Below are 20167 nucleotides of genomic sequence, written 5' to 3'. Positions count from 1 at the left end.
CTCTGGCCCCGCCGCCGGCATGCCCGGATCGGCGCTTGACCTGGAGCGCGCTCCAGGTCGTAGCGTGCTGCGCGGTCACCTACGAGGGAGCGCAGATGCAGTACCGCAAGCTCGGCCGTACCGGCGTCGAGGTCAGCACCCAGTGCCTCGGCGCCATGATGTTCGGAGCCGTCGGCAACCCCGACCACGACGAGTCCCAGCGCATCGTCCACCGGGCGCTGGACGCGGGGATCAACTTCATCGACACGGCCGACATGTACTCGGCCGGCGAGAGCGAGGAGATCGTCGGCAAGGCCCTCAAGGGCCGCCGGGACGACGTCGTCCTCGCGACGAAGTTCTTCTTCCCGCTCGGCGACGAGCGCAACGCGCAGGGCGGGTCGCGGCGGTACATCGTCCGCGCCGTGGAGGACAGCCTGCGGCGGCTCGGCACCGACCGCATCGACCTCTACCAGATCCACCGCCGCGACTGGGACACCGATCTGGAGGAGACGCTCGACGCGCTGTCCGACCTCGTCCGGCAGGGCAAGATCCTGTACGCGGGGTCGTCGTCGTTCCCGGCCGACCAGATCGTGGAGGCGCAGTGGGCCGCCGAGCGGCGCGGCGGCGTCCGGTTCGTGTGCGAGCAGCCGCAGTACTCCATCTTCGCCCGGTCGATCGAGCGGGCGATGCTCCCGGCCGCGCAGCGGCACGGGATGGGCGTCATCCCGTGGAGCCCGCTCGGCGGCGGCTGGCTGACCGGCAAGTACCGGCGCGACGTGCAGCCGCCCGCCGGGTCCCGGTTCGCGCCGTCGGACAACCCGGCGTGGCGGGACCGCACCGTGGACGTCGACCCGAGCGCCCCCGCCCGCTACGACGCCGTCGAGCGGCTCACGAAGATCGCCGAGGAGGCCGGGCTGTCGCTCACCCACCTGGCGCTCGCGTTCGTCGGCGAGCACCCGGCCATCACCTCGACGATCATCGGCCCGAAGACGCTGGCGCAGCTGGAGGACCTGCTCGCCGCCGCCGAGCTGCGCCTCGACCCGGCGGTGCTGGACGCGGTCGACGAGGTCGTCCCGCCCGGCACCGACATGGCGGGGATCAACCACCGGGCGGGCGAGCCGGGGCTGCTCGCGCAGCACCGCCGCCGGCCCGCCGCGTCCGCTACTTGATCAGCGGGTCCCGGGGCAGCCCCAGGATGCGCTCGGCGATCTGGTTGCGGGTGATCTCGGACGTGCCGCCCGCGATCGACATGCCCCGGGAGCCGAGCCGCATCAGCCCGGCGAACTGGCCGAGGCCGTCGTTGAACGCGGTGCCGGGGCCGGCGAACGCGGCGAGGAGGTCGGCGGTGGCGTGGCCGTGCTCGGCGAGGACGAGCTTGGTGATGTTGCCCTCGGGGCCCGGCTCGCCGCCGGCGACGGCGCGTTCGGCGGAGCGCAGGTTCAGCCCCCGGAGCGCCTGCTCCTCGGCCAGGTAGGCGCCGACGCGCTCGGCCCCGGCCGGGACGCCCGCGCCGTGCTCGCGGTAGAGCGCGACGACGTCGGGCCCGGCGGGGCCGCCGGCGCCGCCGCCGATGCTGACGCGCTCGTTGCCGAGGGTCGCGCGGGCGACCGTCCAGCCCTGGTTGGGCTGCCCGACGACGTCGGCGTCGGGGACGAACACGTCGGAGAAGAACACCTCGTTGAAGTCGGACCCGCCGGTGATCTGGCGGAGCGGCCGGACCTCCACGCCCGGGTGCTCCATGTCGACGACGACCATCGTCACGCCGGCGTGCTTGGCCGCGTCCGGGTCGGTGCGGACGGTCGCGAAGCCCCAGCGGCAGTGCTGGGCGCCGCTCGTCCAGACCTTCTGGCCGTTGACGATCCAGCCGCCGTCGGTCCTGACGGCGCGGGTCTTCACGGCGGCGGCGTCCGAGCCGGCCTCGGGCTCGCTGAACAGCTGGCACCAGATCTCGTCGCCGGTGAGCGCGGGCCGCACCCAGCGGTCGATCTGGTCCTGGGTGCCGTGCTGGACGAGCGTGAGGATCACCCAGCCGGTGATGCCGAGCTGGACGCGCTTCACCCCGGCCGCGCGGAACTCGTCCTCGATGACGAGCTGCAGCCCGGCGCTCGCCTCGACGCCCCACGGGCGCGGCCAGTGCGGCTGCGCGTAGCCGGTGTCGATGAGCCGCCGCCGCTGCTCGGCGGCGGGCAGCGCGGCGATCTCGCGGGCCAGCTCGCGGATCCGGGGCCGCTCGGCCTCGGCCTCGGGCGGCAGGTCGAGGGTCGCCGCCCGGACGACGCCGGCGTCCCGCAGGCGGGTCACGTCCCGCTCGGCGGAGTGCGGGTCGAACACGGCCTCCAGCGTCGCGGCGCGGCGCATCAGCAGGTGCGCGTCGTGCTCCCAGGTGAAGCCGATGCCGCCGTGCACCTGGATGTTCAGGCCCGTGTTGGAGGTGAACCCGGGGAGCGCGAGCGCCGCGGCGACGGCCGCCGCCAGCTCGAACTGGTCGGCGGGCCCGGACGCGGCCCGCGCGGCGTCCCACACGGCGGCCGTGGCCAGCTCGGCGGCGACGAGCATGTTCGCGCAGTGGTGCTTGACGGCCTGGAACGTCGCGATCGGACGGCCGAACTGCTGCCGCACCTTCGCGTACTCGACGGCGTTCTCCACGCATTCGAGCGCGCCGCCGACCGCCTCGGCGGAGACCAGGGTGCGGGCGATCGCGACGGCCTGGGCGCGGGCGCCGGGCAGGACCTCGGCGGCGGCGCCGTCCAGCCGGACGCGGGCGGAGCGGCGGGACGGGTCGAGGTTCTCCGGGACCTCGACGCTCGCGGCGTCCGCCCGGACGATCACCATGGCGTCGCCCGCCGGGAGGACGAGCAGCTCCGCGAGGCCGCCGCCCAGCACGACGCCCGCGTCACCGGTCGCCGTGCCGTCCGCGAGGGTCAGCGAGCCGCCGGTGCCGAGGGCCGCCGGGGTCGCGCCGGACGCGAGGCCCGGCAGCAGGCGGGCCCGCTGGTCGCCGGTCCCGGCGGCGGCGATCACCGCGGACGCGATCATCGTGGGCAGCATCGGGCCGGGCGCGGCGGCGCGGCCGAGCTCCTCGGCGACCACGACCAGCTCCTGGAGGCCGGCCCCGCCGCCGCCGTGCTCCTCGGGCAGGTGCAGCCCGAGCAGGCCGAGTTCGGCGAACCCCGTCCAGAAGGCGGGGAGCGTCTCCTTCTCGGCGTCCAGCAGCGCGCGGTTCGCGGCCCGCGCCTCGTGGTCGCGCAGGAAAGCGCGCGCCGTCCGTGCCAGCTCGCGGTGCTCCGCGCTGATGGCGATCGCCATGGCCCCTCCAGGCATCGTTGCGTCCGGACACCAGAATGGCATTCGGTTGCCGTCCGGGGCGAGGGGTCGTCCCGATCTCTTGGCCAACGGCCAGGGCGGGCGCCGCTACTGGAGCGCCGCGACGAAGCGCTCCGCCTCCTCGGGGCTCATCCCGGTCTCCGCGCACACCAGCGCGACGGCCGAGGCGTGGTCCCCGCCCGCCTGGAACGCCCGGACCCGCTCCGACAGCGTCCCGCCCGGGTCGGCCACGGGCGCGCGGACCCGCCCGTCCCGGAGCGCCTGGATGAAGTCCTTGGCCGCCTGCGACCCGAGCCCGGTCTCGGCACGGACCATCTTGGCCGCCGGCTTCGCCCGGCCGTCGGCGATCATCGCGCGCGCCATCGCCTGCACCTGCGGCGGCACCTGCCGGGCGAAGACCCGCCCCTTCAGCCAGTCCACGTACTCCTTGGCGTCCTTGAGGCCGAGGCCGGTCGCCTCCCGGACGAGCTTGATGGCGGGAATGTACTTCTCCTCGGCGATGAGCCCGATCACGCGCTCGTACGCCTCGGGGAGCAGGTACTGGGCGGACACCGGATACTTCACCGGGTCTGTCTCCTCTGGCCGGGGGAACGGACGGGACGATTCTCGCCGAACCCGCCCGAGCGCGCATCCTCCGGGCGCGGGCCCATCGCCGGGCGGCGTCCGAGAAGCGCGACGAGCCGGTCGCCGGGGGGCGCGTCGTCCGGCGGCTCCACCGGATCGGCGAACAGCGGGCCGCGCGGCGGCGCGGGCAGCACCAGCGGGCACACCGCCAGCAGGTCGGCCGCCAGCACCGGCGGGATCCGCCGCCCCTCCCCGGTCGCCTGGGCGATGTCCCAGCCGTGGACGGCGACCTCGACCGCCCCGGCGGCGGCCATCAGGTCGCCCTGCAGCCGCCGGTCCCCGACGGTGACCGTGCCGCGGGCGGCGGACGCGCGCAGCACGCGGACGGCCTGCACGCGCAGTTCCGACACCGGATCGTCCGCCCCGGCCGGTTCCGAGCGCCGCTCGACGTGCCCGCCGGCCATGCCCTCGTGCAGCGCGGCCAGGGAGTCGGCCACGTGCAGGAGCAGCATGCCGAGGTCCCAGGACGCGCACGGCGTGCGGCGGGCGAGCATGTGCGGCAAGACCCCTTGGGCGGCCGTCAGCGCGAAGCCGATCGCGCGGTCCAGCAGCCTGCCGCCGTTCGCGTCCACTCGCACACTCGGTCTCCTATCGGGTGACGACCCATGCTCTGTAGACCGGAGCGGCGGCGGAAAATCATCACGGGCGGGCGATCGCGGCGCGGCCGGGTGCGGCCCGTGCGGCGGGCGCGGTCAGTCGTGGGCAGTCGCGGTCAGTCGCGGTCAGTCGTGGTCGGCGCTCGCGCAGGCCGCGTGCATCCTCCGGACCGAGTCGAGCAACTGGTCGCCGAGGTCGCAGAGCGGGCCCTCGTCCGTCCAGGCCAGCGTCATCACCGCGCCCAGCGGCGTGCCGCGCAGCGCCACATGCCGCCGGCGCGGCTCGGTGATGTTCGGCCAGTAGGTGAGCGTGACGGCGCCGAGCGCCTCGCCGAGCGTGATGGCGGCGGACGCGCTGTTGGCGTAGCTGATCCGCGGCCGGACCCCGGCCAGGCCGCAGGCCGTCTGGAAATGGCCGGTGAGCGGCTGGCACTCCGGATAGGACAGGACGAAATGGTCGGTGCCGAGGTCGGACAGCCGGACCTCGGCGCGTCCGGCGAGGGGGTGCGTGTCCGGCAGGCACACGTGCGGTGACTGCGCGGCGATCTCGGCGTGCCGGACGTGCTCCGGCAGCTCCGGGTCCAACTCGGGGAAGTGCCGGAACATCGCGACGTCGATCTCGTTCTTGGCGAGCAGTTCGGTGAGCCGCCGCCCGGACTCGTCCACCAGCAGCGACAGCGCGGCGATCCCGAGGTCCTCCACGCAGCGGACGAAGGCGGTCAGCGCGGGCGCGGGCGCGGCGCCGATCCGGGCGGGCGCCCGGCCGCCCGCGGCGGCCAGGCAGCTGCGGACGTCGCTGAACATGCGGCGCAGGGCGGGCAGCACGGTCTCGGCGTGGCCGAGCACGATGGTGCCGGCCGGGGTGAGGGTGATGCCCGCCTGCCCGCGGTTGACCAGCGGCATTCCGGCGGCGCGTTCCACCCGCTGCAGCGCGCGGCTCAGCGCGCTCTGGCTCATTCCGAGCTCCTCGGCCGCGCGATTGATGCTGCCCGCCTCCGCGACCGTCTGCAGAATGCGTAACTGCTGCAGTTCGATGTCCATCCCGCGGCCCTTTCCCCGCCCTTCTTGCCCTTCTCTCCCGGCTTTTCCCGGCGCTTTCCGGCGCGGCCCGGTCAGAGCAGGGCGCAGGTGTCGACCCGCGCGCGGTGGGCCTCGCGCATCATCCGCGCGAAGACCGGGACGTGCTTCGTCCAGGCGCAGCCCTCCCGGTACACCAGAGTGTGCCGCGAGCCCCAGGGCAGCCCGGCGACCGGCCGGCGGGCGAGGCCGGACGCCGCCGGCCGCCACCCCTGGGTGAGCAGGACGCTGCCGTCGTGCCGCACCACCTCCTCGTGCGGCCCGTGCAGCGGCAGGTGGTGGGCGATCAGCGGCGCGAACCCGAACGGCCGGCACCAGCGGTGCAGGGCGGCGATGCAGCCGTCCGGCCCGGCGATCGCGATCCACCGCTCGTCGCGCAGCTCGGCCATGCCCACGGCGGGACGCCGGGCGAGCGGATGGTCGGCGCGCAGCAGCAGCCGCGGCCGCTCGTCGAGGACGTGCTCGGCGGCGAGCCCGTCCGGCCGCGGGGCCTGCGCGTTCGTGGCCTCGTTCAGCAGCGCGACGTCGATCTCGCCGTGCACCAGCCAGTCGGTCACCACCCGCGCCGAATCGTTGATCAGCACTTCGACGCGGGTGTCGGGGAAGCGCCGGCTCAGCACGGCCAGCAGCAGGTCGGCGACGCAGCTGGACGTCCAGCCGAGCCGGATGACGCCGGTCTGCCGCTCCCGGTGCCGGGCCAGGTCGTCCTGGATGGCGGCGCACTCGTCGAGGATCTCGGCCGCGTGGTGCAGCACGACCCGGCCGAGGGGCGTCGGGCGGACGCCGTCGTGGTGGCGGTCGAAGAGCGCGCCGCCGAACAGGTCCTCCAGGCGCCGCAGCTGCCGGCTGAGCGCGGGCTGCGGCAGCCGCAGCCGCGCCGCGGCCCGGTTGAGGCTGCCGGCGGCGGCGACCGTGCGGAGCGTTCTGAGGTGGTGCAGTTCCAGCTGCATTCCATGCTCCCAAGCGGATCGGGGCGGGGAGCCCGCTTGGCATTCAGCATTGTGACACAGTTCACTCGGCGGTCTGGAGGAGCAGATTCGGCGAATCGGCACCGGGGTCCTGGACCTTTCCGGGGGCGGCCGCGTCCTTGAGCGCCTTGTCCAGCTCGACGGGCGTCGTCTCGGGGTGCCGGGCGAGGTACATCGCCGCGACGCCGGCGGCGTGCGCGGCGGCGAAGGACGTCCCGCCGGCGCGGGTGTAGGCGCGGTCCATCCGCGCACCGGCCGTCACGATGCCCTCCCCCGGCGCGAAGAGGTGGACGCACGAGCCGTGGTCGGCGCCCGCCGTCCGGCGGTCGTCGCGGCCGGTGGCCGACACCGAGATCGCCGTGGTCTGCCGGCCGGGGGTGGCGTCGCAGGCGTCCCCGCCGTCGTTGCCGGCGGCCGCCGTGTACGCGAGCCCGTTCTCCGTCATCTGGTAGAGGGCCAGGTCGATGACGGACTCCGACGGGCCGGAGAAGCCGAGGTTGAGCAGCGCGGGGCGCCGCGCGTGCGCGCTCACCCAGTCGATCGCCGTCATGACCTGCTCGCCCGTCGCGGTGCCGTCGCAGCCGAGCGCGCGCACCGACTCCAGTTGGACGCCCTTGGCGACGCCGACGTACCGGCCGCCGATCGTCGCGGCGACCTGCGTCCCGTGGCCGTTGCAGTCCTGGCCACTGGCGCCCGCCGAGCCGTCCGGGTCGAGCGCGTCGAAGGCGGCGCGGGCCCGGCCGCCGAACTCGCGGTGGCTCGTCCGGATGCCGGTGTCGAGGACGTAGACGCGCACGCCCGCGCCGTCGCCCGGGAAGCGGTAGGTGCGGTCGAGCGGGAGGTCGGGCTGGTCGATGCGGTCCAGGCCCCAGGACGGCGGGTAGTACTGCGTGCCCGCCATGCGGATGCCGGCCGTGCGGATGCCGGCCCGCCGCGCGCCGGCGGCGCGGAACGTCTGGTCGGGGGTGACCGAGGTGACGCGGGTGTCGCCGAAGTAGGCCATGACCTGGTCCATCGTCAGCTCGGCGGAGAACCCCTGGAGGGCCGAGTAGTAGGTGCGGCGCAGCGTCCCGCCGTACGCGCCGACCATGGCCTTCGCGGTCGCCGCCACCTCGGCCGGATCGGCGGGGACGTCGCGGAGCCCGATGATGTAGACCTTGCTCTCCTCCTGCGGGGCGGGGGCGCCCGCCGGGGCGCCGGCGAGCGCGGGCGTGCCGGTGGCCGTGAGCGGGAGGGCGGCCGACGCCGCCAGGAGCACGGCCGTGAGCCAGGGCTTCGTCTTCATGTCCGGTCCTTCGCTTCGGGGTGGGTCGTGGACGGGGTGGGGCCGTGCCGGGCACGACGGCATCGCGTGCCCGGCACGGCGCTCGGAGGGGAGGCGGCTCAGTAGCGGCTGATCACGTTGTTCAGCCAGTACCGCAGCATCTGCGGCGAGGACGGGTCGAAGCCGACGAACCGGCTGCCGTACTCGCTGCCCCGGCGGACGCTCACGAGGGCGGGGATGCCGCGGACGCCGTACTGGCGGACGATGCTCTGGTTCTGGTCGACGTCCACCCGCGCCCAGATCCAGGAGCCGCCGTCCTGGTCGTGGTACTGCTGCAGGTAGGGCTTCTCGACCTGGCACCAGTGGCACCACTCGGCGGTGAAGTCCAGCACCACGGGCTTGGTGTTGGACATCTCCATGACCTGGGCGTAGTTGGCGGACGTGACGTCCACGATGGTCGGGTCGGCGGCCGGGGCGGCCTGCGTCCGGGGCGCCGCCTGCTGCGGGACGGCGGCCGAGGCGGGGGTCGCGGCCGCGGTTCCGGCGACCAGCGCGGCGGCCAGGGACAGGGTCCCGGCCAGGGTGGTGATCGTGCGTTTCACAGTGGATCCTTCCTTCGGTGGGGAGCTTCCGGATGGCTTCGGGTGGGGTCAGCCGCCGTCCACGGCGGACTCGGTGGGCAGCCCTGCGGCGACCCAGTCCTCGATCCCCTCGCGGTACTTGCGCACGTTCGGGTAGCCGAGGCGGACGAGCCGCGCGCCGACCAGCTCGCTGTTGCGGCAGGGGACGTTGGCGCAGTAGACGACGATCGCGGCGGCCTTGTCGGGCAGGACGCGGGGCGCGTGCTCGTCGGTGAATTCGGCGGCCCGGTCGTAGGGGAACCCGGGGATGTTGCGGGCGCCGGGCAGGTGCTCCTTGGCGTAGTAGGCGGCGGGCATCGTGTCGACCACGACGACCGCGCCGGCCTCGATCCCGGCGGCGAGATCGTCACGGGTGATCAGGGGCAGCACGTCAGTGTCCTTTCGGGGTGGCGGCGGGGACGGGGGACGGTCGCCGCGCCGGGTCCCGGACCGGGTGCGTCCGGCGGCGGCCGGCCAGCCGGCCGAGCGCCGCGTGCACCGCGAACGCGACGGTGACCGAGGTGATGGTGGCGATGCCGAGGCCGGCGACCGCGGCGGCGGTGCCCGCGGCCCAGCTGACCAGGGCGCGCGGCATCCAGTCCGCGGGGTCGGGCGGCGCCGCCCCGGCATCGCGGCCGGACCTGAGCGGGGCGCGGCAGGTCCGGACGACGAAGTACTCGGCGATGATGATCCCGGCGACCGGCGGCGCGAGGACGCCGATCGCGGTCAGGAACCCGGTGAACCGGTGCACGATCCCCGCGGCCGACAGCAGCGTCCCGGCGGCGCCGAGCACGACGGTGACCGGGACGCGGCCGACCCGGCGCCCGGTCAGCACGTGGATCGCGTTGACCAGGCCGAGCGACGACGAGTACAGGTTCCAGTCGTTGATCTTCAGGATGGCGGTGGCGAGCACCAGCGTGCCGAGCAGCCCGGACGAGGAGGTCACGATGCCGACCACGTCGTCGGTGCGGGCGGCGTGCGCGAGCAGGACGCCGATCATCCCGATCAGGTACTCGCCGAGCGTCACCGAGAGGAGCGTCTGCTTCACCACGTCGGCGGGCCGCCGGTTGAACCGGGTCATGTCCGGCGTCATGATCGCGCCGAGGATGAACGCGCCGGACACCAGCGTGACGCCCGCGCCGAGCGACAGGTGCGGGCCCGGCGGGGCGGCGGCGACCAGCGCGCCGAGCGAGTGGTCGCGCAGCGCGTCCGCGATCGACACGAGGGCGAGCACCAGGAACGCCGGCACGGCCAGGTAGCCGACCCAGGCCATCGTCTGGAAGCCGTACGTGGTGACCGCGGTGATCGCCGCCCCGCCCAGCACGGCCCACACCCACTCGTGGGACCAGCCGGTCAGGTCGTGCATGCCCTGCGCGAACACCCCGTTCTGGACGCCGAACCAGCCGGCCAGGCTGACCGCGACGAGCATCCCGACCAGCGCCGAGCCGCGCCGCCCGAACCCGGCCCAGCGCGCCAGCACCGACGTGGACAGGCCCTCCCGGACGCCGGCGACGCCGAGCAGGATCGTGAGGGCCTCCAGCATCACCGAGCCGATCGTGATGGCGAGCACGGCGTCCCGGAACGTCATTCCGTAGCCGAGCACGGCACCGACCATGAACTGCTGGAATGAGGAGACCTGGCCGAAGCGCTGCACCGCGACGGAAATCCACGATCTTCTCGCTTCGGCGGGGACGCGGACCAGCGAATAGTCGTCGTGGCCCACTGCCGTTTCCGGCGCATTAGCCGTTTCCATGGCGTCGCCTATCTCGCGGTTCCGAGCGAGCTGAACGGCCGTTCCGCGGCGGGCCGGTCATCGGCCGGGCGGACGATCAGGAAACCCTGCCCGGGGCGCGGCGACCACTCCAGCTCGCGGTTGAAGAACCGTTCAAGGAAACGCACCCGCTGGTGGTAGGCGAACACCGAGTGGGACGCGCCCACGATGTATCCCGAGCCCGCGAACATCGGCAGTTCCGCGAGGAAGTACCGGACGCCCGAACGCAACTGCTCGGGGGTGGCGTCCCCGTCCGGCAGCTTGTGCTCAAGGACCCAGCGGGTCGCCTCCAGGCACGCCTCCCGGAACTCCGCGCTGTCCTCGAAGAGCCCTGCGGCCTGGTCGAACAGCTCCTGGTACCGGGCGTTGGCGTTCAGCCGGACCATGCTCAGCACCCGGTCCGCGGCATCCGGCACGCCGGCCGACGACAGCGCCGTCCGGATCTTGTTGTGCGTGTACTTGGACTGCCGGTGCGCCTTCTGCCGGGCCCTTCCGGCCGGGTAGCCGAGCGCCTCGAACGTGTAGGCGGTGATCTCGTCCGGCACGAAGAAATGGAAACCGGCGAAAGCGGTGGCCGCCCAGCGCGCCAGGCTCGCCAGCCGCGCGGTGCTGAAGTAGCTGTTGAACGGGCTGACCCCGATGCAGACATGCTCCGGCCGGCGCAGCGCCCGCGCGCATTCGGCGGACAGCGGTTCCGTCTCGTACATCGTCCCGTCACTCCTTCGACTCCGATAATTCGGTTCGATCGGAAGTGTGCGGGGCAGGCCGCGGCGCCGCTAATGCCAGCGGGTTATGCCGCAGGCGCATAACCCCAGGAGAACGCCAATTCGCACCTTAGTCTGATCTTCTCGCCGACAGAAGGGGAACATCGTGGAGAACGGCGTCTGGAATCTGATCGTCCTCGGCTCGGGACCGGCCGGCCTGACCGCCGCCGTGTACGCGGCCCGCGCGCGGTTGCGCCCGCTGGTGATCGAGGGCGTGCAGGCCGGCGGCGCGCTGATGACGACGACCGACGTGGAGAACTTCCCCGGCTTCCCGGACGGCGTCCAGGGCCCGGAGCTGATGGAGGGGATGCGCAAGCAGGCCGAGCGGTTCGGCGCGGCCGTCGTCACCGGCGACGCCGTGCGCGTCGACCTCGCGGGCGACGTCAAGCGGGTGTGGACGGCCGACGGCGAGCACCGGGCCCGCGCGGTGATCCTCGCGACCGGGTCGGCGTGGCGGCCGCTCGGCGTCCCCGGCGAGCGCGAACTGCTCGGCCAGGGCGTCTCGTCGTGCGCGACGTGCGACGGGTTCTTCTTCCAGGGCCGGGACATCGCGGTCGTCGGCGGCGGCGACTCCGCCATGGAGGAGGCGACGTTCCTCACCCGGTACGCCGCGTCCGTCACGATCGTGCACCGGCGCGCCACGTTCCGCGCCAGCAAGATCATGGCCGATCGGGCGCTGACCGATCCGAAGATCGACGTCCGGTGGAACACCGTGGTCACCGCCGTGCACGGCACCGACGCCGTCACCGGGCTGTCCGTCCGCGACACCGGCACGGGCCGGACCGGGCGCCTCGACGTCTCGGGGCTGTTCGTCGCGATCGGCCACGACCCGCGCAGCGCCCTGTTCGCCGGCCAGGTCGACCTGGACGAGCACGGCCACGTCGTCACCGAGGCGCCGAGCAGCCGCACGAACCTGCCGGGCGTGTTCGCCTGCGGCGACCTGGTCGACCCCAACTACCGGCAGGCCGTCACCGCCGCCGGCACGGGGTGCGCCGCCGCCCTCGACGCCGAGCGTCACCTAGCGCAAGGCCATGCCATCATGGCGTGATGCCCCGGTCCCCCAACCCCGCCGCCGCATGGGACGAAGAGATCCTGCCCCCCGCCGACTGGGGACAGCCCCGCACGTCCAGCCTCGGCGGAGCGCTGTGGCTGTTCGGCGCCGCGGCCGTCGTGCTGGTCGCCGGGCGCCGCTGGGTGGCGCCCGGCGTCTCCGCCCCCGCCCTGGACGCCTGGTCGACGATCTTCGTCGCGGTGTGCGTGCAGGCCCTGCCGTTCCTGGTGTTCGGCGTGGCGCTGTCCGCCGCGATCACCGCGTTCGTCCCGGCGGCGTTCTGGACCCGCGTGCTGCCTCGCCGCCCCGGCTCGGCCGTCCCCGTCGCGGGCGCGCTCGGCGCCGTGCTGCCGGGCTGCGAGTGCGCGTCCGTGCCGGTCGCGAGCGGGCTGATGGCGCGCGGCGTGGCGCCCGCCGCCGCGCTGACATTCCTGCTCGCCGCGCCCGCCGTGAACCCGGTCGTGCTGGTGGCGACGCTGGTCGCGTTCCCCGGGCAGCCGGAGATGGCGGCGGCGCGGTTCGGGGCGTCGCTGCTCACCGCCGTCGTCGCGGGCTGGGCGTGGCTGCTGTTCGGGAAGGGCGAGTGGCTGCGCGTCCCGCGCCGCCGCCCCGCCGAGGGCGCCGCCCGCTGGACGGCGTTCCGGGAGGCGATGACCCACGACATCATGCACGCGGGCGGCTTCCTCGTCGTCGGCGCGCTGGCCGCCGCGACGATCAACGTGCTGATCCCGCCGGAGTGGGTGACGGGCGTCGGCGGGGTCCCGCTGGCGTCGATCCTGGTGCTGGCCTTCCTGGCGGTGCTCATGTCGATCTGCTCGGAGGCGGACGCGTTCGTCGCCGCGAGCCTGACCGGCTTCTCCCCGACCGCCAAGCTCGTCTTCCTCGTCGTCGGCCCGATGGTCGACCTCAAGCTCATCGCGCTGCAGACCGGCTTCTTCGGACGCTCGTTCGCGATCCGGTTCGTCCCGCTGACCTTCGTCCTCGCCGTCGTCTGCGGCACCGCCGCCGGAGGGATCCTGCTGTGAACCGGCACGCGCAGTCGCTGCTGCTGATCACGCTCGGCCTCGCCGCCGCCTGGATCACGCTGCCGACCGGCGAGTACCTGAACTATGTGCGGCCCGGCTTCCGGATCCCGCTGCTCACCGCCGCCGCGGTGCTGATCGCGCTCGGCGTCGCGGGCCTCGTCCGCCGGCCGGCGCCCGCCGAGCACGAAGACCCCGCCGAGCACGGGCACGACCACCACGGGCACGACGACCACGGGCACGACGAGCACGGGCACGACCACTCGCGCGGGCCGCGGGTCGCGTGGCTGCTCGGGCTGCCCGTGCTGGTCATCGCCGTGATCGCGCCGCCCGCGCTCGGGTCGTACATGGCCTCGCGCGGCACCGGCCGGGCGCCCGCGCCCCCGGCGGACTCGCGGCAGTACGGCGAGATCGCCGTGTCCGTGGCGCCGGCGCAGATGTCGATCGGCGAGTACATCGGGCGGGCGTTCCAGGCGCAGCGCGGCAACCCGAAGGCCCTGGAGGGCGTCCGGGTGCGGCTGACGGGGTTCGTCACCCCGCGCCGCGAGGGCGGCTGGTACCTCACCCGGATGAAGATCGCGTGCTGCGCGGGCGACGCCGTCGCGTTCCGCGTCATCGTGCACGGCGTGCCGCAGCCGCCCGCCGACCGGTGGGTGCAGGTCACCGGCACCTGGCGCCGCCCGCCGGCGGGCACCCCGCCGACGGACGAGCAGGCGATGGACGCGACGCGGGCCGTCCCGATCCAGCGGCCCGAGCAGCCCTACGACTGAGCCGGCACGGCCGGTCAGGCGGTCGCCTCCACCTCGTCCCGCGTGAGGACGGGGTCGGGCGCGGCCGGTGCCGTGGAGGCGACCGGAGCGGAGGCGCCGCCCGCGACGCGGGCCTCGGCCTCGCGGTACTCCCGGATCGGGCCTGTGGCGTCGTGCAGGCCGTTGAGGACGAGCCACAGCGTCGCTCTGCGCGCGCGCAGCGCGACGGGGTTCGGCGGCTGGTAGAGGCAGAGCTTCTGTGCCCATCTGGGGAGCATGTCGCGGGCGGCCCAGTCCATGAACGGGCTGCCGGGCTCCCACGGCTTGGCCTTGCTGTCGCGGAGGTTCGGGCCGGTCCCGAACGCCTTGATCGGGGTGACGGCCAGGCGCGGCAGGTAGGACTCCAGGCACTCGGCGACCTCGGCCTTGGTGGCGGGCAGGTCCGTCCCGCCGAGGGCCTCGCCGACGCGGACGAACTCGCCGTAGTAGCGGTCCAGGGCGGGGCCGCGCAGGGGGCGCCGGTGGTAGCGCTCGTGCGCGGTCGCGAGCCCCCACACGACGGTGGCGTAGTTCCAGCGCAGCCACTCGGGGTCGTCGGCGTCGTAGGGCAGGCCGTCCGGGCGGGTGCCCTTCACGGTGTGGTGCATGGCGCGGACGGTGCGGGCGAGGCGCTCGGCCGTCGCGGTGGAGCCGTAGGCGGTCCCGATGAAGAACGACAGGGAGTGGCCGAGCCGGACGGCGGCGCCCTCCGGGTCGATGTTGCCGGTCGGGACGCCGCCGGCGCGCTCGGGGATGCGGGAGTGGTCGTAGGCCATCCAGCTGATGCTCGGGTCGAGGCCCTCGATGTAGGCGGCGCCGACCAGGCCGAGGATCAGCGTGGGCAGGTGCGAGTGCACGTACCAGACCGCGCTGCCGGGCCCGAACCAGCCGGGGTCGCCGTCGGGGCCGGCGAAGTCCAGGCCCTTGAAGAACCTGGAGCGGATGTCGGCGTCGAAGGCCTGCTCGAAGCGCGTCGCGACGATGTTGCCCTTGCCGGGGCTCGTGGTGGCCGCCATCTGGACTCCCAATTCTGGCTACAGCTGTGGCCAGAGTAAGTGTTTGGGTACGCCCGTGTCCAGACTCCGGGTGCCCGGCGCGGGCCGGGGGTATCGTCGGGGCATGGCGAACGCGCGCACGGCCACGTCCACCCGGTGGGCCGGCGTGCCCGCGAGCCGGCGGCGGGACGAGCGGCGCGACATGCTGGTCAGGGCCGCGTACCGGCTGTTCGGCGAGGAGGGCGAGGCGTCGCTCACGGTGCGCGCCGTGTGCCGCGAAGCCGAACTGCACACCCGGTACTTCTACGAGAACTTCCCCGACACCGACGAGCTGCTGGCTGCCGTCTACGACCGGGAGGCGGCGGCGCTCGGCGAGGCGCTGGCGGCCGCGCTCGACGAGGCCGGCCCGAGCCCGGACGCCCGGACGCGCGCCGGCATCCGCAGCGTGCTCCGCTTCATCAGCGACGACCCGCGCCGGGGCCGCGTGCTGTTCGCCGAGGCGCGCGGCAACGAGGTGCTGGCCGAGCGGCGCCGCGCCGCCCAGACCGCCCTGCTGGACGGCGTCCTCGCGATGAGCAACATCGAGAACCCGCGGCTCCCGGTCGTCGTCGCCGCGACCATGTTCACCGGCGCGATGACCGAGCTGGCCCAGCGGTGGGCGGACGGCCGGCTCGGCGACGACCTCGACGCGGTCGTCGACAGCGCCGTGGAGCTCTCCCTCGCGCTCCACGGCACCGCCGCGGTCAGGTGATCAGCTCCAGGGCGCGGTCGAGGGAGACGACGTCGGCGTACTTGGCCTGGAGGTCGAGCAGGTTGGCGGCGTGCAGGCGCGGGTCGCGGTCGCCGCACGCCTCGTCCACCACGAGCGGCCGGAACCCGTGCTGCAGCGCGTCCGTGGCCGTGGCCCGGATGCAGCCGCTCGTGGAGAGCCCGCAGATGACCAGGGTGTCGATGCCGGACGAGGTCAGCGTCGCCGCCAGCGACGTCCCGTGGAACGCGCTCGCGTACTGCTTGGTGACGACGGTCTCCCCGGGCCGGGGGGCGACCCCCTCGGCAAAGTCGCCGAGGGGGCTCCCCTCCTCGAACACCCGCAGCGCGGGCACCTTGCGGCGGAACAGGCCGCCGTCCGCGCCGCCCGGCTGGTAGCTCACCCGGGTGAACAGCACCGGGACGCCGGCGCCGCGCGCCGCGCCGATCAGCGTGACCGCCGCGGCGAGGGCGTCCTCGACGGGGGCGCGCAGCGGCGACCCGTCCTCCAGGTAGGCGCGGGCGAAGTCGACCACCAGTACCGCCGGGGCGTCCCCGCAGCCGAGGCTCTCGCCGAAGCCGGACGACCGGTAGTCGGCCATCAGCTCGTCCGACCCGGTCATCGGCGCAGCGCCGCCGCGGAGCGGACGTCGACCGGCGGGCGCGGCGCGGGCAGCCCGGTCTCCTCCTCGCAGCGGGCGAGGATCTCCGCCAGCGGCGGGCCCATGTCGAACACGGGGATCTCCGTCCGGTCGGCGGCCATCTCCGCGCGCAGCACCTCGGTGGCCTCCGCGTCGAGGACGCCGTCACCGGTGCAGACGACGCCGTACCCGTCGCGGGCGCCCTCGGCGGTCACGAGGCCGCGCAGCACCTCCGTCGCGACCAGCTCGGCGGGACGGGCGAGCGGGTCGCCCCATCCGCCGCCGCCCCACGTCACGAAGTGCAGTACGTCGCCCGGCGCCACCGGCACGTCGTGGACCTTGCTGGGCAGCACCTCGCGCGTGCCGTCCGCCCGGTCGATCCACTTGCGGCCCCGCTCCCCCGGACGGCCGCCGTTCACGCCCCACGGGTAGGTGAGCCAGCGGTCGTCGTGGATCGCGATCGTGCCGGGCTCCTCGAAGTGGTAGGCGACGTCGACGCCGTTGCCGCCCCGGTGCAGGCCGGCGCCGCCGGAGTCGGCGATCGTCTCCCAGCGCTCGATCCGCAGCGGGTAGTACGACTCCAGGTACTCGCAGGGGATGTTGACGAACGACGGCCACAGCGAGTGCCCGTCGGGGCCGTCCCCGACCGGGCGCCCCGGCACGCCGCCGAACCCGATCGAGTACAGCTGGAACCACTCGCCCTCGCGCGGCCCGGACGTGTAGTGCCCCGAGTACATGAAGTGCGGCGAGGAGGAGAACCCGGCCGCGTTCAGGATCTCCGGGTTCGTCTGCCCGAGCAGCCCGCCGAACAGGTCGAACACGCGGCCGATGCCGTGGTTGCGGGCGTTCAGCGCGGCCGGGTGGCGCGGCTTCCAGAACGAGTCCTCGGGGATCGTCACGTCGATCAGCGGGTAGAAGCCGTCGTTCCACAGGATCTGCGGGTCGGCCACCGTGATCACGTAGATGCCGAAGAACATCCGGACGAGGTTCTCGTTGATGAAGTAGTTGATCGGCCCCACCGCCTGCGGCGCGGCGTGGCTGAAGTCGAGGTGGATCTTCTCGCCGGTGCGGGTGAGCGAGATCTTCAGCTCGTAGGGGCCGTAGCCGCAGCCGTCGTCGCAGATGTAGTCGGCGAACTCCAGCGTCTGCCCGTCCTCGAAGAGGGTCGCGAGCAGCACCTTCATCGCCTGGTAGTTGCGGTCGAGCAGGGCGTCCAGCGCGGACAGGTAGGTCTCGACGCCGAACCGGTCGCACAGCTCGGTGACCCGCCGCGCCGCCGTCGTGCAGGCCGCGACGAGGCCGTTCAGGTCGGCGCGGTTCCAGTCGGGCATCCGCACCTGGTTGAGGATGATGCGCAGCGCCGCCTCGTTCAGCTCACCGCCCTCGTACAGCTTGAACGGCGGGACGACCACGCCCTCCTCGTAGATGGTGCGGGCGTCGGCGGGCATCGAGGACGGCGTCTTGCCGCCCACGTCCGACATGTGGCCGAACATCGACGACCACCCGACGAGCCGGCCGCCGTGGTAGATCGGCACGACCAGCAGCCAGTCGTTGGCGTGGCTGATCGCGGCGCCGCACGCGTACGGATCGGACGTCATGAGGATGTCGCCCTCGCCGATCGTCCCGTCGAAGTTCTCCAGGAAGTCGGGCACCGACAGCCCGAACTGGCCGACGACCATCTTCCCGGACGGGTCCGCGATCAGCGGGAACTCGTCGTGCTGCTCGCGGATCCCCGGGGACAGCGCGGTGCGGAACAGCACCTCGTCCATCTCGTGCCGCGCGTTGCGCAGCGCGTTCTCGATGATGTCCAGGGTCACCGGGTCGACCTCCACCCGGCCGACCGGCTCGGTGGTGGTCTGCAGGATCTCGGCCATCAGCCCTCCTCAGTGGGACGGATCAGCAGGCTGCCGCTCGGGTGCACGGTCGCGGCGTGCCCGGACAGGACGAGGGTGGTGGAGTCCATCTCGACCACGACGGCCGGACCGGCCACGACGTCCCCGGCGCGGAGCTTGGAACGGTCGAAGATGCGGGCGGGCACGGACGCGCCGTCCATCCACACCTCGGTCTCGCGGACCAGTGCCGCGGACGGGTCGCCGTCCCCCTCCGGGAGGGTGCGCCAGGCGACCTCGGGGCGCGGGCCGCTCACGGTGACCCGCAGGTTGATCACTTCGCGCTCGTTGTCGAGCAGGAACGAGAACAGCCGCTTGTGCTCGGCGTCGAACGCGGCGCCCAGCTCGGCGAGCAGGTCGCCGTCCACGGTCGCCCGGCCGACCTCGACGGGGATCTCGAAGCCCTGCCCGTGGTAGCGCAGGTCGAACTGGTACGTCGCGGTCTGGCTGCCGCGCGGGACGCCCTCGGCCTCCAGCCGCCCGGCGGCGGCGTCGGCCAGCTCGGCGAGCGCGGCGCGCAGCTCGGTGTCGTCGAGGGTGGAGAAGCGGCGCACCATCGTGCGGGCGCTCTCGTCGCGGGCGCAGGTCGTCGCGTCCCCGTAGGCGCACAGCACGCCCGGCGACGGCGGCACGATCACCGGCCAGGAGCCGGTCAGCCGGCCGAGCGCGTTGGCGTGCAGCGGACCCGCGCCGCCGAACGACATCAGCGCGAACTCGCGCGGGTCGAAACCCTGCTGGACGCTGATCAGCCGCAGCGCGCCCAGCATGTTCTCGTTGACGATGTCGATGATCCCCGCCGCGGCGGCCTCGACGCTCGGCAGGCCCATCGCCTCGGCGACGGTGCCGACCGCCTTGCGGGCGGCCTCGACGTCCAGCGAGATCTCCCCGCCCGCGAGCTCCGTCGGCAGGTAGCCGAGGACCACGTTCGCGTCGGTGACCGTCGGGTCGGTGCCGCCGGTGCCGTAGGCGGCGGGGCCGGGGTCGGCGCCCGCCGACTGCGGGCCGACCCGCAGCGCCTTCGTCAGCTCGGGGACGTGCGCGATCGAGCCGCCGCCCGCGCCGACCGTGCGGACGTCCACGCTGGTCGCCCGGACGGTCAGGTCGCCGACGCTCGTCTCCCGGCCGATCCGGGGACGGCCGCCGAGCACCAGCGCGACGTCCGTGGACGTCCCGCCCATGTCGAAGGTGAGGAAGTCGGGGAACCCGGCCTGCTCGGCGAACCACACCGCGCCGGTCACCCCGCCCGCCGGGCCGGACAGCAGCAGCGACACCGGGTCCTCGGCCGCCTTGTCGGCCCGCGTGAGGCCGCCGTCGCTGCGCAGCACCGCGAGCGGCGCCGCGATCCCGCTGCCGGTCAGCGACCGGTCGAGGTTGCCGACGTACCGGGCGACCTCCGGCTGCACGTAGCTGTTCGCCACGGTCGTGACGGTCCGCTCGTACTCCCGCATCTCCGGCAGGACGTGGCTGGACAGCGACACCGGCACGCCCGGCAGCTCCTCGGCCGCCAGCTCCGCGACCCGCCGCTCGTGCGCGTCGTCGGCGTACGAGTTGATGAGCGAGACGGTCAGCGCCTCGATCCCGGCCCCGGCCAGCCGGCGCAGCGCCGCGCGGGCCCGGTCCTCGTCCAGCGGGGTGACGACCTCCCCGTCCGCCGTGATCCGGCCGGGGATCTCCACGGTGTGCTCCAGCCGGGCCAGCGGCTCCGGCTTCGGCCAGATGATCCAGCCGGCCAGCCCGCCCGGCACGAACGATCGGCCGATCTGCAGCACCTGCCGGAACCCCTCGGTCGTGACGAGCCCGACCCGCGCTCCCCTGCCCTGGAGGATCGCGTTGGTCGCGACCGTGGTGCCGTGCAGCACGTGCGCGACCTCGGCCGGTTCGATCCCCGCGTCCCGGCACACCTTGCGGATGCCGTTGAGGACGCCCTCGGACTGGTCAGCCGGAGTGGACGCCGTCTTGGCGCGGTGGCTGACGCCGGTCTCCTCGTCCACCAGCAGCACGTCGGTGAACGTGCCTCCTACATCGACGCCTAGGCGATAACCCATGT

At 74.1% G+C, this 20167-nt stretch carries 18 protein-coding genes and 1 pseudogene; 5 read left to right on the top strand and 14 right to left on the bottom strand.

From position 1 onward, the window contains the following. The first annotated feature begins 35 nt into the window (after positions 1 to 35). Positions 36 to 1148 (top strand): aldo/keto reductase, encoded by a 1113-nt coding sequence (locus HUT06_RS08025; RefSeq protein ID WP_368406958.1) that lies wholly within the window; start codon positions 36 to 38, stop codon positions 1146 to 1148. Here HUT06_RS08025 and HUT06_RS08020 read toward each other — a convergent pair. The 10 genes and pseudogenes from HUT06_RS08020 to HUT06_RS07975 all read right to left on the bottom strand — a co-directional run bounded on the left by HUT06_RS08020 (position 1141) and on the right by HUT06_RS07975 (position 10930). After that, the gene (locus HUT06_RS08020) at positions 1141 to 3285 is read right to left on the bottom strand and encodes an acyl-CoA dehydrogenase (RefSeq protein ID WP_176195129.1); all 2145 of its coding nucleotides are present in this window, start codon (positions 3283 to 3285) and stop codon (positions 1141 to 1143) included. The genes HUT06_RS08025 and HUT06_RS08020 overlap by 8 nt on opposite strands. A gap of 432 nt (positions 3286 to 3717) precedes the next feature. Next, a pseudogene (locus tag HUT06_RS45560) lies at positions 3718 to 3816 on the bottom strand (ribosomal protein L7/L12); the annotation flags it as partial. A gap of 47 nt (positions 3817 to 3863) precedes the next feature. Then, positions 3864 to 4505, bottom strand: coding sequence for a TIGR03086 family metal-binding protein (locus HUT06_RS08010; protein WP_176195127.1), 642 nt, complete (start codon positions 4503 to 4505; stop codon positions 3864 to 3866). Positions 4506 to 4649: 144 nt separating this feature from the next. Then, the gene (locus tag HUT06_RS08005; RefSeq protein WP_176195126.1) at positions 4650 to 5564 is read right to left on the bottom strand and encodes a LysR family transcriptional regulator; all 915 of its coding nucleotides are present in this window, start codon (positions 5562 to 5564) and stop codon (positions 4650 to 4652) included. Positions 5565 to 5635: 71 nt separating this feature from the next. Beyond that, on the bottom strand, positions 5636 to 6550 hold the full coding sequence (locus tag HUT06_RS08000; protein WP_176195125.1) for a LysR family transcriptional regulator: 915 nt from the start codon (positions 6548 to 6550) through the stop codon (positions 5636 to 5638). Positions 6551 to 6611: 61 nt separating this feature from the next. Then, complete coding sequence (locus HUT06_RS07995; RefSeq protein WP_176195124.1) at positions 6612 to 7853, bottom strand: S8 family peptidase; 1242 nt, start codon at positions 7851 to 7853, stop codon at positions 6612 to 6614. 98 nt (positions 7854 to 7951) lie between these two features. Beyond that, positions 7952 to 8434: a co-chaperone YbbN gene (locus HUT06_RS07990; protein WP_176195123.1), complete on the bottom strand. Its 483-nt coding sequence runs from the start codon at positions 8432 to 8434 to the stop codon at positions 7952 to 7954. Between the two features lie 48 nt (positions 8435 to 8482). Then, positions 8483 to 8842: a rhodanese-like domain-containing protein gene (locus HUT06_RS07985; RefSeq protein ID WP_176195122.1), complete on the bottom strand. Its 360-nt coding sequence runs from the start codon at positions 8840 to 8842 to the stop codon at positions 8483 to 8485. A 1-nt stretch (position 8843) separates the two neighbouring features. Beyond that, on the bottom strand, positions 8844 to 10175 hold the full coding sequence (locus HUT06_RS07980) for a cytosine permease (protein ID WP_217711250.1): 1332 nt from the start codon (positions 10173 to 10175) through the stop codon (positions 8844 to 8846). Between the two features lie 38 nt (positions 10176 to 10213). After that, on the bottom strand, positions 10214 to 10930 hold the full coding sequence (locus HUT06_RS07975) for a tRNA-dependent cyclodipeptide synthase (protein WP_176195120.1): 717 nt from the start codon (positions 10928 to 10930) through the stop codon (positions 10214 to 10216). A 163-nt stretch (positions 10931 to 11093) separates the two neighbouring features. Between HUT06_RS07975 and trxB the strand changes: the two genes are divergently transcribed. From trxB to HUT06_RS07960, 3 genes are read left to right on the top strand one after another with little or no spacing between them, the layout of a single operon-like run. Beyond that, a complete protein-coding gene (gene trxB / locus HUT06_RS07970) occupies positions 11094 to 12035 on the top strand; it encodes a thioredoxin-disulfide reductase (protein ID WP_176195119.1) in 942 nt (313 codons plus the stop codon). Then, the gene (locus HUT06_RS07965; protein WP_176195118.1) at positions 12035 to 13063 is read left to right on the top strand and encodes a permease; all 1029 of its coding nucleotides are present in this window, start codon (positions 12035 to 12037) and stop codon (positions 13061 to 13063) included. The genes trxB and HUT06_RS07965 overlap by 1 nt, the downstream gene beginning before the upstream one ends. Continuing rightward, positions 13060 to 13830 (top strand): TIGR03943 family protein, encoded by a 771-nt coding sequence (locus HUT06_RS07960; protein WP_176195117.1) that lies wholly within the window; start codon positions 13060 to 13062, stop codon positions 13828 to 13830. The genes HUT06_RS07965 and HUT06_RS07960 overlap by 4 nt, the downstream gene beginning before the upstream one ends. Positions 13831 to 13844: 14 nt before the next feature. Here HUT06_RS07960 and HUT06_RS07955 read toward each other — a convergent pair whose 3' ends face one another. Continuing rightward, a complete protein-coding gene (locus HUT06_RS07955; protein ID WP_176195116.1) occupies positions 13845 to 14864 on the bottom strand; it encodes an oxygenase MpaB family protein in 1020 nt (339 codons plus the stop codon). Positions 14865 to 14967: 103 nt separating this feature from the next. Between HUT06_RS07955 and HUT06_RS07950 the strand changes: the two genes are divergently transcribed. Beyond that, complete coding sequence (locus HUT06_RS07950; RefSeq protein ID WP_176195115.1) at positions 14968 to 15594, top strand: TetR/AcrR family transcriptional regulator; 627 nt, start codon at positions 14968 to 14970, stop codon at positions 15592 to 15594. On the opposite strand, the gene HUT06_RS07945 is transcribed toward HUT06_RS07950, so the two are convergent. The 3 genes from HUT06_RS07945 to HUT06_RS07935 are packed head-to-tail and all read right to left on the bottom strand — an operon-like array spanning position 15587 to position 20165. Continuing rightward, the gene (locus tag HUT06_RS07945) at positions 15587 to 16213 is read right to left on the bottom strand and encodes an isochorismatase family protein (RefSeq protein WP_176195114.1); all 627 of its coding nucleotides are present in this window, start codon (positions 16211 to 16213) and stop codon (positions 15587 to 15589) included. The two genes, HUT06_RS07950 and HUT06_RS07945, sit on opposite strands and share 8 nt — an antisense overlap. Next, complete coding sequence (locus HUT06_RS07940) at positions 16210 to 18105, bottom strand: hydantoinase B/oxoprolinase family protein (RefSeq protein ID WP_176195113.1); 1896 nt, start codon at positions 18103 to 18105, stop codon at positions 16210 to 16212. Before HUT06_RS07940 ends, HUT06_RS07945 begins: the two co-directional genes overlap by 4 nt. Next, the gene (locus HUT06_RS07935; RefSeq protein WP_176195112.1) at positions 18105 to 20165 is read right to left on the bottom strand and encodes a hydantoinase/oxoprolinase family protein; all 2061 of its coding nucleotides are present in this window, start codon (positions 20163 to 20165) and stop codon (positions 18105 to 18107) included. The genes HUT06_RS07940 and HUT06_RS07935 overlap by 1 nt, the downstream gene beginning before the upstream one ends. Positions 20166 to 20167: the final 2 nt, after the last annotated feature.

This window comes from Actinomadura sp. NAK00032, assembly GCF_013364275.1.
Taxonomy (GTDB): domain Bacteria; phylum Actinomycetota; class Actinomycetes; order Streptosporangiales; family Streptosporangiaceae; genus Spirillospora.
The sequence above is the reverse complement of the archived record's forward strand: the minus strand, read 5'-3'. Positions and strand labels throughout refer to the sequence as shown.

Excerpts from the sequence above, each read along its gene's own strand:
- HUT06_RS07950 (WP_176195115.1), top strand. The coding sequence starts at position 14,968 with ATGGCGAACGCGCGCACGGCCACGTCCACCCGGTGGGCCGGCGTGCCC.
- HUT06_RS07975 (WP_176195120.1), bottom strand. The coding sequence starts at position 10,930 with ATGTACGAGACGGAACCGCTGTCCGCCGAATGCGCGCGGGCGCTGCGC.
- HUT06_RS08000 (WP_176195125.1), bottom strand. The coding sequence starts at position 6,550 with ATGCAGCTGGAACTGCACCACCTCAGAACGCTCCGCACGGTCGCCGCC.
- HUT06_RS07995 (WP_176195124.1), bottom strand. The coding sequence starts at position 7,853 with ATGAAGACGAAGCCCTGGCTCACGGCCGTGCTCCTGGCGGCGTCGGCC.
- HUT06_RS07935 (WP_176195112.1), bottom strand. The coding sequence starts at position 20,165 with ATGGGTTATCGCCTAGGCGTCGATGTAGGAGGCACGTTCACCGACGTG.
- HUT06_RS07945 (WP_176195114.1), bottom strand. The coding sequence starts at position 16,213 with ATGACCGGGTCGGACGAGCTGATGGCCGACTACCGGTCGTCCGGCTTC.
- HUT06_RS07940 (WP_176195113.1), bottom strand. The coding sequence starts at position 18,105 with ATGGCCGAGATCCTGCAGACCACCACCGAGCCGGTCGGCCGGGTGGAG.
- HUT06_RS07955 (WP_176195116.1), bottom strand. The coding sequence starts at position 14,864 with ATGGCGGCCACCACGAGCCCCGGCAAGGGCAACATCGTCGCGACGCGC.
- HUT06_RS08020 (WP_176195129.1), bottom strand. The coding sequence starts at position 3,285 with ATGGCGATCGCCATCAGCGCGGAGCACCGCGAGCTGGCACGGACGGCG.
- HUT06_RS08005 (WP_176195126.1), bottom strand. The coding sequence starts at position 5,564 with ATGGACATCGAACTGCAGCAGTTACGCATTCTGCAGACGGTCGCGGAG.
- HUT06_RS07965 (WP_176195118.1), top strand. The coding sequence starts at position 12,035 with ATGCCCCGGTCCCCCAACCCCGCCGCCGCATGGGACGAAGAGATCCTG.